Raw genomic sequence first — 12,105 nt, 5'->3', positions numbered from 1 at the left:
AACCCGGTGCACCCTAGAATCTCTCCAGGACCCGGCGTCGCGCCGAAGTATTCCCACGCTGCGTCCACGGGACCCTGCGCCCAAGGTCGCAAGAGCGCCCCGTCGCACACAGAATTCCTCTCGGTGCTGTCTCAGATTCGTTGACAAGCACCGGCGTGACGTACACACCGTCCAGGTAGAGCGAGTGGAAGTGAACATTTGGCCCCAACGAGGATTCAGAACGCTGCGTCGAGTTCACGTCTCCGACGTCGAGCGAGACCGGGGATTCAGGCACGGAAGGTGCGGCTCCCTTTGGGTCGCTCACTGGGTCGCCTTGCACTTTTTGTTGCTTACGATCCAGAGTCACTTGTCCACGGCGTCTGGAGGAGGCAGAGACCGCGCGAATGTGCGTCCGCGTGACCTCTCGGCGAATCTCCGCGTTCATCGCCAACGGATAGGTGGGATGAGAAGGCCAGCCTCCGGCTCGGGTTACCCTGAAGGGACCCTAAACATCAAACGGGCTCGAGGCCCAACAAGGAGGCTGACCATGACTCAATCTACCATGACCGACAAGACGACCATCGGAATCGACCTCGGAGACAAGAAGAGCCACATCTGCGTCCTCTCCGGCGACGGGGAGGTCCTCGAGCGGGCGGAAGTGCCGACGACAATGGCTGCGATGCGGCGCCGCTTCGAGCAGGGTGAGTCACTGCGCATCGCCATCGAGGCTGGCGGTCAGTCCTGCTGGGTCGCTGAGCTACTCAAGGAGCTCGGCCACGATGTGATCGTCGCCAACCCGCGCAAGCTGCGGATGATCTACGAGAACGACTCGAAGTGCGATGCAGTCGATGCCGAGCAGCTCGCTCGCGTTGCACGCCTCGACCTGAAGCTCCTGCACCCGATCCAGCACCGCGACCGCTCGGCGCGCGCCGACCTCAACCAGGCTCGTCGGACGCGGGCGCTGATGAGCAGCCGCTTCTCGATTTTGGCGACGCGCGCGATGATGCGTTCTTTCCGGCCCTGAAGGCTGCCTCGGTGAAGTCGCTGGTACCTTTCGGCCCTGGTGCTGGGCAGCCGCTGAAGCGCCTAATCGACCCTGATCTCGGCCTTGCGTTCCAGTCGTCGGGTTGGGGGAGTCAGTACGTGCCGCCTCCACTGGTGGTGAACGCTGACGGGTTCTCGTTGCGTGCGCTGATCCGGAAGGGTCAGCGGGCGCAACTGGAGAAGCTCTGCCGCTACGTGACAAGACCCGCCATCAGTCTGGAACGCTTCGATGTCCGTCCCGATGGGATGGTCTCGTGGCTGCTGCGCAAGGCCTGGCGTGATGGGACCAAGGGCTTCGTCATGACGCCGTACCAGTTCATGGCTCGACTGGCGGCGCTCGCGCCGCATCCGCGCGAGCATCAGCTGACGTATCAGGGAGTGCTGGCCCCGGCCTCATCATTGCGTGATCTGGTGGTGCCGCGTCCCGTGGTTCGGAAGGAGCCGAAGGATGTGGACGTCGCCGATGAAGACGGCTCGAAGAGTGCGGAGGAGCGGTCGAAGGACCAGAGATACATCCGCTGGGCAGATCTTCTGAAGCGGGTGTTTTCGGAAGATGTTCTCAAGCGCCCGCGCTGCCGCGGGCGCAGGCACATGATCTCCGTGATCACAGATCCGGAGACAGCGCGGAAGGTGCTGGAGGGCGTGAGAGCGGCGGCGAGGAGGTCATCCGATTCGCTGGGTGGGAGAGACCCGTCGTCGCCAGGGCCGAGCCGTTCCCCACCGGCAGAGCCCGAGGTCCGAATACCGATGCCGCCACGGCAGGGGCGGTTGGACTTCGGGAAGTAGGGCGCTGCGGAAGAGCGGCGCGCGGGCGATCGTGCTCGATGAAACAACAACAGCCAGCGCCTTGGGAAGGGTGCTGGCTGCAGGTCGTGGTGAAGCGATCCAGCGGTGCCGTTCGGAGAGGGGGAAATCGGGCGAGTTCCGCTCACCGAAGAGGCCGATGGCCGCTCGGGCGCTCCCGAGTGGCCGGTGAGGATGGGGATAGCAAAGAATCGGGCCTCAGGCTACGGTGACTGGCGTGTCGACACCCCGCTTGGAAGTCCTATCCGTCAGCTTCCGCCGCGCCGTCGAGCTGGCACCGGACTACGCGGACGCCTGGCGGCACCTCGCGGGACTCAAGACATTCACCAGCGCGGACGATCCGGACCTCGCCCAGATGCGCGATCTCCTGAAGCGCATGCCGCGCAACAACCCCCAGCGCGCCGCCATCTACTTCGCCATCGCTCGGGCGCTCGACCAGGTCGGGCAGACCGACGACGCGTTCACTCACTTCGAGCGCGGCAACCGCGCCCGCCGCGGGACCCTCCGGTTCAGCGCAACCGACCTTCGGCGTCTCATCGACGAGACCATCGAGCTCCAGTCGGCCGAGCTCATCGGCCAGGGCCCGGCCGCGGGCGCACCCGGGGACGCTCCGATCCTGGTCGTCGGCATGCCGCGCTCGGGCTCGACGCTCATCGATCAGGTCCTCGCGAGCCACCCCGACGTCGAAGGCGTCGGCGAGGTCCCCGACCTCCCGCGCGCCCTCGACCCGTTCATCGACGATCCAAAGTTCCGGATGCGCTCCTTGAGTCTCCTCGGCGACGACGACCTCGCCACCATCGGCCGCGCGTACGCGCTGTCGCTGAAGAAGCGCGCGCCCGAAGCGGACCGCGTCGTCGATAAATTCCTGACGAACTACATCCACCTGGGAACGCTGCACCGCGCGCTCCCGAACGCGCGCATCATCCATGCGACGCGGGACCCCCTCGACAACGCGTTCGGCTGCTACACCACGCTCTTCACGTCCGAGGTGCCCTTCGTCTACGACTTCAAGGAGATCGCGGCGATGATATTCGAGTCCACGCGCCTCATGGACCACTGGAAGTCCGTGATGCCCGGGGCGATCCACGAGGTCAAGTACGAGTCGATGGTCACGGACCTCGAGGGCGAGACGCGCAAGCTGCTCGAATTCCTGGGTCTTCCCTGGAGCGACCGCTGCCTCGACTTCCACAACACCGAACGACGCGTCAACTCGGCGAGCGCGACCCAGGTGCGCCAGCCGCTCTACAGCTCGTCCGTCGGGCGCTGGAAGCGCTACGAAGCGCACCTGAAGCCCATGGAGCGCGCTCTCGCCGAGTATGGCGTCATCGATAGCGCCGACTGACGCGTTCGCATGACGGCACGAATACAGGAAGGATCCGCCCAGTGCCCCTGCTGCGACTACTATGCGCTGCAGGAGAGGGGTGGGTTCGAGATCTGCCCCGTCTGCTACTGGGAGGACGACGGCCAGGACCTCGACGCCCTGGACACGGTGTCGGGCCCGAACCACATCACGTTGCGAACCGCGCGCCAGAATTTCGAGCGCTTCGGCGCCGCCGATGCTGCCGCCGTCTCGCTCGTGGCGAGCGCTGAGGCACGCTATGGCCTGCGGCGGGAACAGCGCGCAACGTACTTCTGAACCGCCATGGACGTCGCGCCGATCTTTCATCCTTGCTCAATGCCTTCCATGCTCACGCTTCTTTCTCTGCTCGCGCTCACTCCCCCCGCCTTCCCGGTTTCTGCCCAGACGCTGCCCCAGAGCGGCCGGCTGTCGGTCATCGGCGAGGTCGTCTGGACGGAGCCTTCCCTCCCGTTCAACAGCCCTTTCGCCACGGGTGTGGTGGTCTCGGGCGCCCTGGGAGTCGACCTCTCCACCGCGCCGACCCAGGTGGGTGCCCAGGGTCTTGCCTACGACACGCTCCCTGGGGTCAACCGAATCGACGCTGGTTTTGGCTGGCTGCTTTCAAGCGCAGTCACCTCTACGCTGACGCCGCTCACCATCGTCAACGGAGTGATGGGGCAACCGGACTCGATCTCCTTTGAGCAGTCCTTGCAGCTCACCTCGGGCCTTCCGCCGGGCGATTCACGCGTGGTCCTGTCGGTCATCGACGCCCAGGGAGACGCGTGGTCTTCTCCTGAGATCGGCCTCCTGCCCACGCGGATCGAGGCGAGTCTGGCGCTCGGTTTGACGGCCACTATCAGCGTGATCGACGTGTCCGACCAGCTGCTCGCTCTCATCGAAGTGGACGCGCTGGAGCTTGATCTCAGCGGAGAGGCTGGCTGTCCGGGTTTTCCCAACTCCAGCGGACTCCCCGGACGTCTGCTCGGGATCGGGAGTCGCGCGGTCACCGACAACAGCTTCACCCTCAGCGCCGATCGGCTCCCGGCGAACACGTTCGGCTTCTTCCTCGTGGCGCCGAGCAACGGCTTCGTGCTCAACCCCGGCGGCTTCCTTGGCTTCCTCTGCGTGAGCGGTCCAGTCGGCCGTTTCGTCGGCCCGGGCGAAGTGCAGAACTCAGGGCCCGGCGGGGTGCTCAGCCTTGCCCTGGACCTCACGAATCTTCCCACCCCACTCGGCTCCGAGTCCATCGCGCCGGGAGAGACGCGTTACTTCCAGGCATGGCATAGAGACAACCCGAGCCTACCCCTTGGGTTCCCGACCAACTTCTCGTCGTCCCTGGCCGTGACGTTCAAGTAGCTGTCTGGCCGAACGGAGAAGCGACACGGTAGCGGTAGCGGTAGCGGCGCGGACGACCGCAAAGACGTCGCCTGGCGGGTCTGGTAGCGTTGCCGCCATGCGAAACTCAACTTCAGCAGGAAGCCCCCTGCTTTCGCTTCTGCTCGTCAGCCTTGTCGCGGGAATCACCGCTGGTCTCGCGACGTTCCTGGTTCTCTTCTTCGCCCTCGGCGGAGCGGCTGGAAACAACCAAGAGGCTGCGCCTGTCTTTCTTCCCGTGGAAGGTGCCAGTTCCGTGGGAACGCAGGAGCTCCTCGATGCGATAGGAGCGCTCACGGTGGCCATGGAGCGCCCTGATCGGTACCGACCCGTAGCTGATTCCGCCACTCAGTCGCATGGTGGGTTGCCTGGATGGCACATCACCATGGGCGAGGCGCGTTCCTTCGGGCAAGTGCCATTCAGGCCCGATGAGCTGAGTGGCGAAATCGGCTACGGGTTGGTACCGCTCACGGTGTAGGTGTTGCGAAACTGTCAGTTGTCGCGCACGCCGCGGCTACCCAGCATCAGTTCCAGGTGACGGCCACCGACCCCGAGAAGTTCGTCGTGGACGTGGGGTTGGCGTCGCGGTGCCAGGCTTGGAAGTGCCAGGTCTCTCCCGCCACGACGGCGGTGTTGCCCGTCGGTGTGGGGAAGTCGCCGAGGTCGAGTTCGAGGTGCATGCGGCCGTCGGTGCCAGAGACGAGGACCTCGCCAGCGCGCGCGAAACGGCCGATGGCGCCGCCCATGCAGAGGGTTCCTTGGCCTCCGCTTGCGTTGGGGACGAATCCAGTCGTCGTGCTGGCAATGAAGAAGCCTAGCGTGCTCGGAGGGAGGTCGGTCGCGAAGACCGTCGCGGTGTTGTCGGCTAGCGAGGGGGTCCCTAGGACTTGCGTTCGTCCGCCAACGCCCGTGGAGTTTGGCTGGCCGGTGCAGCCCGTCAGTCCGAGTGGGTCGATCGCAAAGCGCGCCATGAACGTGTCGTGCACTCCAGCGCCTGCTGGCACGTAACCGGTGATGTAGCCGCTGCCTGCACCGTCGAGGGCCAGGCCGTAGAGCGCGGAGAATTCGGTGGTGGACGGATCAACGACGTACTGGGCGACGCGAGCCCCCTGCAGGTCGAAGCGGACGAGCAAGTGAGCCGTCTGGTGCGCCTGCGGGCCCGTATCGCGGGCGAACCCTGCGGTGAGGAACGAGCCGTCGTAAAGTCGCTCGACTTCCCACGCGTTCACGAAGGACCCAATCGCGACGAGGGGCGTCGTCCATTGGACGGTGCCGTTGCCGTCCGCGCGTACGAGGAGGCCTCGGTCATCTAGGTAATCAGTGCCCACCGCCACGACACCACCAGCGCCGTCAGCGCTTGCACCGCGGAGTTCAATGTCGGGCAGCGCGCGCTCCACCCACTGGAATACGCCATTCGAGTCGACGCGGGCAAGGATGCCCGCAGGGTCCCAACTCATCATGGCGGACGTGTGCGAACCGCCAACGCAGAAGTAACCGCCAGAGCCGTCCGGTGTGACGTCCTCGAGCGACTCTAATCGGCCCAGCATGCCGTCCCTTGCGACCCAGATCTGGTTGCCGTTGGCGTCGTAGCGAGTCACGAACATGTCGAGGGGACCGTGGGGAAGACCACCGAAACCAGACGGAGTGTTCGTGGTGCCTACCACGAGCGCGCCTCCGGACCCGTCTTCTACGATCCCGTAGGCTCGATCTGATCCAGTGCCACCGATCCGACGGGACCAGAGTGCATTGCCTTGGGGGTCCAGTCGAATCACGATGCCATCGGCGCCGCCAAGTGGAGGATCGGCATAGCCGGCCCCGTCGATGACTCCCGCCATCAGAAGTCCGTCTGCTCCATCCGAACAAAAGTCGGAGACCCACATCGTCAGGGCTGGCCCACCGTAGGACTGGCGCCATTGTTCCTGGTGATCCGCGTCGTAGCGCAGGATGATGGTCCTTGGATAATTGTCGATCGTGGCGAAGCCCTGAAGGAAGTACCCACCGTCGGCTGTTGGAAGGATGTCGCGCCCTGTGTCGTAGGCTGGCGAGAGGGTCTTAGTACTCGTCCAGACAAAATCTGGGGACTGCGATGCTGCGGGGGTCGCTGCGAGGAGCGAGAGCGCGGCGCTGAAGATGACGTGGAAGCGCATGGGGATTCGCGGGGCGGACGGGGCTGGGAAGAGTTCTTGGCCAACGAGTCCCTCCAAGCTGGTGCGAGCCAGAGCAAAGGAGGCGGCCACACTCCACTTTATGGCGGGTGCGCTTACCTGGCAAGACGCTCCGGCAGCGGCGGTACGGTGCCGCCTTTACCCAAGAGCTGCGCGTACCCGGTCTAGGCGCCGGCGGCTCACGGGCACCGAACTCCCGTTCTGCAGCCGAAGTGAATACTCCCCTGCGTTCACCTGTAGCGCTTCCGCGGAGTTCGAATTAGCGAGCGCGCCGCGGTGGACACGCACGAAGCCGCTGGGCGCGAGCTGTTCTTCTACCTGGCCGATCCCCGCCCGGACATGGGCGGTCCGCCGGCGCATGTGCACTAGCCCGCAGACTCCACCCAGAGGATCGACTCGGGGATGACCCAAAGCGGGGCACTGCCGTTCCCAATCCTTACGCGCTCTGCGCCGACGACCACAGCGCTCTTTGCCTAGTCTCACTCGCTGAACGGGTCGGACTTCCAAGCGGGGTGTCACGACAGCCACCATCGTAGCCTGGGGCCCGATTCTTCGCTGCCCCCATCCTCGCGGGCCACGCGGGAGCGTCCGAGCGGCGATCGGGCTCTTCGCTGAGCCGAACTCGCCCGATTTCACCCCCTTCGAACGGCACCACCGGTTCGCTTCACCACGGCCTGCAGCCAGCACCCTCCCCAGGAGTGCTGGCTGATCTCATTTCACCGAGCCCGATAGCCCGCGCGCCGCTTCGCTCCGCCCTACTTCCCGAAGTCCAGCCGCCCCTGCCGAGGCGGCATCGGTATTCGGAACTCGGGCTCTGCCGGTGGGGAACGGCTCGGCCCTGGCGATGACGGGTCTCCCCTACCGGGCGAATCGGATGATCTCCTCGCCGCCGCTCTCACCACCTCCAAGACCTTCCGCGCTGTCTGCGGGTCCGTGATTACCGAGATCATGCGCCGACGCCCGCGGCAGCGCGGGCAGCGGAGAACATCCTCTGAAGACACCCTCTCCAAGAGATTTGCCCAGCGAATGTACCTCTGACTCTTCGGCGGCTCCAGAGGCCCCATATCAGGCCCCATCGAGGCGCCGTCTTCCGCGGCGCCTGCCGCCTTCGGCTCCTTCCGAACCACCGGGCGCGGTACCACCTGATCGCGCAGCGGTGATCGGGGCCGCCCTCGCGGCCGGAGCCAGCACCCCTTGATACGTCAGCTGATGCTCTCGGGGATGCGGCACAATCGCCGCAAGCCGCCCGAGGAACTGGTACGGCTTCATGACGAATCCTTTGGTCCCATCCCGCCGAGCCTTGCGTAGCAGCCACGATACCATCCCATCGGGACGCACCTCGAAGCGCTCGAGGCTGATGGCGGGCCTCGTCAGATAGCGGCAGAGCTTCTCCAGCCGCGCTCGCTGGCCCTTCCGGATCAGCGTCGCCGCATGCAACGAGAACCCGCCTGCGTTCACCACCAGCGGAGGCGGCACGTACTGACTCCCCCAACCCGACGACTGGAACGCCCTGGCAAGATCAGGGTCGATGAGGCGCTTCAGCGGCTGCCCTGAACCAGGACCGAAGAGCACCAGCGTCTTCACCGAGGCAGCCTTCAGGCCAGGAAAGAACGCATCATCACGAAGTTCGGATTCCGGGATCTACAGTCCAAATTCAACTCGCACGCCGCTGCTGAACTCCACACCTGTTGGGTTTCCGCTCGAGCTGAACGCGTATTGGAAGTGCCAAGCGGTGCCAGGCAGAATCGAAGACCCGGGAGACGAGGAGAGGTCGAGGTTCACGGTCCGGACTCCCATCGCGTCCGGCAGCTCCGCCCCGGAAGCCCGGAAGACGCTGCCACCAACACAGAACAATCCGGCGGCGACCAGCGAAGAGGTGGCCTCGCTGCCGGCAAAGAAAATGCCGAAGCTCGTGCTGGGAAGCCCAGAGGCAACCAGCTCTAACTGATTGGCGCCAGGGGAAAGAGATCCCTGGGCAGTGGCTGAAACGCCCGAAGGGCCGCCATCACAGTACTGCACGACCCTGCCCGGCTCCCGGCTCAGATTGTCGAGGAAGATGAAGCTGGTCGCGCCCGGGCTCGAGGATCCTCGCCTCAGCCGGAGTTGCGCCATTCCCGTAGCAGGGAATCCGAAGGGATAGGCTGCCGCCATGTCCGCCCCTTCGAAGATGACCACACCATCCTGGTAGATCCGCAAGGTCGGCGCTGTACTGCGGATTTCAATACCGATCCTTGTCGTCACACCTGGAGTCCACGTCCCCGAGGTGGGGGTGTATCACTTGTTCTGTAATTTCGGCTTCGGCTCGACTGACCATCTGAACCTGCAAGGCGCGTGAGGGATCGGCCCTCACCCCTGAGGGGCCGATTCGTCACGTGCCGGTTGCGTGGGAGGCCATCGTTGGCTTTCGTGGTGTTAACCACAACCCCACTCGACCAACGATGCCTCACCACGAAGCCGACGCTAACAAGATCTCCCTCGTCCTGGAACTTCTGACTGAGCACGGTTTCGACCGTCTCGCTGAGGCGATCCAGATCCTGCTCAACGAAGCCATGCTGATCGAACGTTCCGACTACCTGAACGCCGCGCCGTACGAACGCGCAGAGTCCAGGCGCGGGTACGCGAACGGGTTCAAGCCCAAGCGCGTCGCGTCTCGTGTCGGCGAGCTCGAGCTGCGCATCCCGCAGGTTCGGGAAGCCGCCGAGGGCGGAGAGCGCTTCTATCCGAACGCCCTCGAGCGAGGAGAACGTGGCGAGAGGGCTCTCAAGCTCGCGATCGCAGAAATGTACATCAACGGCGTCTCGACACGCCGCGTTCAGAGGGTCACTGAGGAGCTCTGCGGGCTCAAGATCACATCTTCTCAAGTCTCACGCGCGACTCAGCTCCTCGACGAAGAGATCTCCTCGTGGAGGAGTCGCCCCATCGGCGCCTGTCCCTACCTCGTGCTCGATGCACGCTACGAGAAGGTGAGGATCGGCGGCTCCGTGGTCACGGCGGCTGTTCTCGTCGCCATGGCGGTACGAGAGGACGGGAAGCGATCGATCGTCGGCGTCAGCGTTGCCACCTCCGAAGCTGAGGTCCACTGGCGGGAGTTCCTGCAGTCGCTCGTCCTCCGTGGACTGCATGGTGTGCGCCTCTTCACCAGTGACGACCACCCCGGCATCAAGGCCGCTCTCGCATCCGTCTTCCCTGGCGTTGCCTGGCAACGATGCCAGTGCCACATGCAGCGCAACGCGCAGTCCTACGTCTCCAAGATCGTCATGAAGAAGGACGTGGCGGAGGACCTCCGCTCCATCTTCAACGCGCCGACGATGGCCGACGCCGAGCAGATCATCAAGACGGTCGTTGTCAAGTACCAGGACTCGGAGCCCAGGGTCGCCGCGTGGATCGAAGAAAACATCCACGAGGGACTCGCTGTCCTCCAATCTCCCGCCAGCCATCGTCGACGCCTCCGGACGTCGAACGCGGTCGAGAGGCTCAACAAAGAGATCAAGAGGCGAACGCGAGTCGCTGGCCTCTTCCCGAACGAAGCCGCGCTGTTGCGGCTCGTCACTGCCCTGGCCATGGAGGTCTCCGAAGATTGGGAGGCCGGCCGTCAATACCTCACCATGGAGCAAGCCTGATCTTCCTCGCGGACGAAATTACAGAAGAAGAGTTGCTCTATCCCCGAGGTTGCGACCGTCACGCCAGTGAATAGACCGAAGGGAGATAGCTGAAAGGCGGAGATCCGCCCGTCCGTTCGGAAGAACACGATCGTGTTCTGCAGCTGCTTGCCAAAGTCCCAGGAGATGAGGTCCACCGGGTTCGAGCTACTCGTGATGAGCATATCAGCGAAGAGCGCGCAGTTGCGGCAACCTGACACGGCTGGGCTCCGAACTTCGGATGACGGAAAGCCGCTACCGATACTCATCATGGCCGTGCGGGCTCCAAATTCTGGACGAGTGGAGTCTACGATCTGGAACGAAGCGCTGTTGGTAGCCGTCCATCCCGCTTGGCCCTGTCCAGGACCGAGCGAGAACGTCTCGAAGTTCTCTGGGGCGGGACCGGCCTGAGGGGCAGAAGGGAGGGCTGACAGCAGAAGAAGTGAGAAAGTTGCAAGCATGATGGGACGAGGTTGAGTGTGGGGTTGGTCAGGTTGCTGACGGAAAGCCGTCAAATGCCGTGCCCACCCCCCACACCGCACCGACCCTGGTGGCAGCGATCCACGTCGCTTGTCGTGGGCAATACGTTTCCGCGTTCGTTGACGCCACTTCTCTCGCGGGCTATGGCCCGTCGAGTGGCGGAATCAAACACGGTACTGTACTGCCAATGGAGGGATACACGCGTCCTGGAGCACGCAGGAGCACAGCGTGCACGTGACGTTCGTCGGGGGAATCGTGACCTCTGTTAGCTACTAATGCACTGCGCCACAGGACGCGAGTCCGCGCAGGGGCGCATCAGATCACTTCTGATCGGTACCGACCCGTAGCTGATTCCGCCACTCAGTCGCATGTTGGGTTGCCTGGATGGCACATCACCATGGGCGAGGCGCGTTCCTTCGGGCAAGTGCCATTCAGGCCCGATGATCTGAGTGGCGAAATCGGCTACGGGTTGGTACCGCTCACGCATGGACTGCGGTTCGATCAAAGGAACAGGAGCAAACGCGACTCGGTGAAGTTCGAAGTGGGCGTGCCGCCCAGCTGATCGCGATGCCAGTACCGAGGAGATCATCCGATTCGTTGGGTGGGGGAGACCCGTCGTCGCCAGGGCCGAGCCGTTCCCCACCGGCAGAGCCCGAGGTCCGAATACCGATGCCGCCTCGGCAGGGGCGGCTGGACTTCGGGAAGTAGGGCGCTGCGAAAGAGCGGCGCGCGGGCGATCGTGCTCGATGAAACAACAACAGCCAGCGCCTTGGGAAGGGTGCTGGCTGCAGGTCGTGGTGAAGCGATCCAGCGGTGCCGTTCGGAGAGGGGGAAATCGGGCGAGTTCCGCTCACCGAAGAGGCCGATGGCCGCTCGGGCGCTCCCGAGTGGCCGGTGAGGATGGGGATAGCAAAGAATCGGGCCTCAGGCTACGGTGACTGGCGTGTCGACACCCCGCTTGGAAGTCCTATCCGTCTCCTCGTCATCAGGGTACCTATGGACAGTGACTTCCATCTCAACGGGAAGGGAGTCACTTTGATCAACGTGAGCGCTCAGACGTGGCGTCCGGAGCTCATCACGATCCGCAATATCCAGCTGGGAAGCACCGTCGTTGCGCGTGGCCTCCGCCAAGACACAGGGCACCTCTCCATCTCCAGCTGCCGCGGCGCGGTGCTAGTGACGGATTGCACGCTGGCGGACTCGAGCGTTCGCGGATCGCGAAGCGTCTCGTTCACACGCTGTGACTTGGTTGCGGATCCGTCGTTCGACTCGCCGCACTTCC

General features: G+C 64.3%; 12 protein-coding genes. 7 read left to right on the top strand and 5 right to left on the bottom strand.

What is annotated here, in order from left to right; all coding sequences use genetic code 11:
* Window positions 1–526 precede the first annotated feature (526 nt).
* The 6 genes from Poly30_RS28845 to Poly30_RS23555 all read left to right on the top strand — a co-directional run bounded on the left by Poly30_RS28845 (window position 527) and on the right by Poly30_RS23555 (window position 5,018).
* The gene (locus Poly30_RS28845; RefSeq protein WP_419190564.1) at window positions 527–1,003 is read left to right on the top strand and encodes an IS110 family transposase; all 477 of its coding nucleotides are present in this window, start codon (window positions 527–529) and stop codon (window positions 1,001–1,003) included.
* An 11-nt stretch (window positions 1,004–1,014) separates the two neighbouring features.
* Window positions 1,015–1,809, top strand: a complete 795-nt coding sequence (locus Poly30_RS23575) for a transposase (protein WP_419190563.1) — start codon at window positions 1,015–1,017, stop codon at window positions 1,807–1,809.
* A gap of 250 nt (window positions 1,810–2,059) precedes the next feature.
* Window positions 2,060–3,169 (top strand): sulfotransferase family protein, encoded by a 1,110-nt coding sequence (locus Poly30_RS23570; protein WP_145203326.1) that lies wholly within the window; start codon window positions 2,060–2,062, stop codon window positions 3,167–3,169.
* Window positions 3,170–3,178: 9 nt separating this feature from the next.
* Window positions 3,179–3,463 carry a CPCC family cysteine-rich protein gene (locus tag Poly30_RS23565; protein ID WP_145203323.1) on the top strand — a complete coding sequence of 95 codons (285 nt, stop codon included), beginning with the start codon at window positions 3,179–3,181 and terminating at the stop codon, window positions 3,461–3,463.
* A 48-nt stretch (window positions 3,464–3,511) separates the two neighbouring features.
* Window positions 3,512–4,522 (top strand): hypothetical protein, encoded by a 1,011-nt coding sequence (locus Poly30_RS23560; protein ID WP_145203320.1) that lies wholly within the window; start codon window positions 3,512–3,514, stop codon window positions 4,520–4,522.
* Between the two features lie 97 nt (window positions 4,523–4,619).
* Window positions 4,620–5,018 carry a hypothetical protein gene (locus tag Poly30_RS23555; RefSeq protein ID WP_145203317.1) on the top strand — a complete coding sequence of 133 codons (399 nt, stop codon included), beginning with the start codon at window positions 4,620–4,622 and terminating at the stop codon, window positions 5,016–5,018.
* Window positions 5,019–5,064: 46 nt separating this feature from the next.
* On the opposite strand, the gene Poly30_RS23550 is transcribed toward Poly30_RS23555, so the two are convergent.
* From Poly30_RS23550 to Poly30_RS23535, 4 genes are all read right to left on the bottom strand, one after another.
* Window positions 5,065–6,687, bottom strand: a complete 1,623-nt coding sequence (locus tag Poly30_RS23550) for an SBBP repeat-containing protein (RefSeq protein ID WP_145203314.1) — start codon at window positions 6,685–6,687, stop codon at window positions 5,065–5,067.
* Window positions 6,688–6,843: 156 nt separating this feature from the next.
* Window positions 6,844–7,065, bottom strand: a complete 222-nt coding sequence (locus Poly30_RS28840; RefSeq protein WP_419190562.1) for a LytTR family DNA-binding domain-containing protein — start codon at window positions 7,063–7,065, stop codon at window positions 6,844–6,846.
* A gap of 705 nt (window positions 7,066–7,770) precedes the next feature.
* Window positions 7,771–8,289 (bottom strand): transposase, encoded by a 519-nt coding sequence (locus Poly30_RS23540; RefSeq protein ID WP_419190561.1) that lies wholly within the window; start codon window positions 8,287–8,289, stop codon window positions 7,771–7,773.
* Between the two features lie 57 nt (window positions 8,290–8,346).
* Window positions 8,347–8,946, bottom strand: coding sequence for a hypothetical protein (locus tag Poly30_RS23535; protein ID WP_145203305.1), 600 nt, complete (start codon window positions 8,944–8,946; stop codon window positions 8,347–8,349).
* 197 nt (window positions 8,947–9,143) lie between these two features.
* Here Poly30_RS23535 and Poly30_RS23530 point away from each other — a divergent pair, with 197 nt between their 5' ends.
* Window positions 9,144–10,325: an IS256 family transposase gene (locus Poly30_RS23530; RefSeq protein WP_145194340.1), complete on the top strand. Its 1,182-nt coding sequence runs from the start codon at window positions 9,144–9,146 to the stop codon at window positions 10,323–10,325.
* On the opposite strand, the gene Poly30_RS23525 is transcribed toward Poly30_RS23530, so the two are convergent.
* On the bottom strand, window positions 10,298–10,528 hold the full coding sequence (locus Poly30_RS23525; RefSeq protein ID WP_145203302.1) for a hypothetical protein: 231 nt from the start codon (window positions 10,526–10,528) through the stop codon (window positions 10,298–10,300). The two genes, Poly30_RS23530 and Poly30_RS23525, sit on opposite strands and share 28 nt — an antisense overlap.
* Window positions 10,529–12,105 lie beyond the last annotated feature (1,577 nt).

It is taken from the genome of Saltatorellus ferox, assembly GCA_007751475.1.
Lineage (GTDB): Bacteria > Planctomycetota > UBA1135 > UBA1135.
This window is presented reverse-complemented; position numbering and strand designations above follow the sequence as displayed.

Coding starts and splice junctions, on each gene's coding strand:
- Poly30_RS28845 (WP_419190564.1), top strand. CDS start 527: ATGACTCAATCTACCATGACCGACAAGACGACCATCGGAATCGACCTC.
- Poly30_RS23565 (WP_145203323.1), top strand. CDS start 3,179: ATGACGGCACGAATACAGGAAGGATCCGCCCAGTGCCCCTGCTGCGAC.
- Poly30_RS23560 (WP_145203320.1), top strand. CDS start 3,512: ATGCTCACGCTTCTTTCTCTGCTCGCGCTCACTCCCCCCGCCTTCCCG.
- Poly30_RS23555 (WP_145203317.1), top strand. CDS start 4,620: ATGCGAAACTCAACTTCAGCAGGAAGCCCCCTGCTTTCGCTTCTGCTC.
- Poly30_RS23550 (WP_145203314.1), bottom strand. CDS start 6,687: ATGCGCTTCCACGTCATCTTCAGCGCCGCGCTCTCGCTCCTCGCAGCG.
- Poly30_RS28840 (WP_419190562.1), bottom strand. CDS start 7,065: ATGCGCCGGCGGACCGCCCATGTCCGGGCGGGGATCGGCCAGGTAGAA.
- Poly30_RS23530 (WP_145194340.1), top strand. CDS start 9,144: ATGCCTCACCACGAAGCCGACGCTAACAAGATCTCCCTCGTCCTGGAA.
- Poly30_RS23525 (WP_145203302.1), bottom strand. CDS start 10,528: ATGCTCATCACGAGTAGCTCGAACCCGGTGGACCTCATCTCCTGGGAC.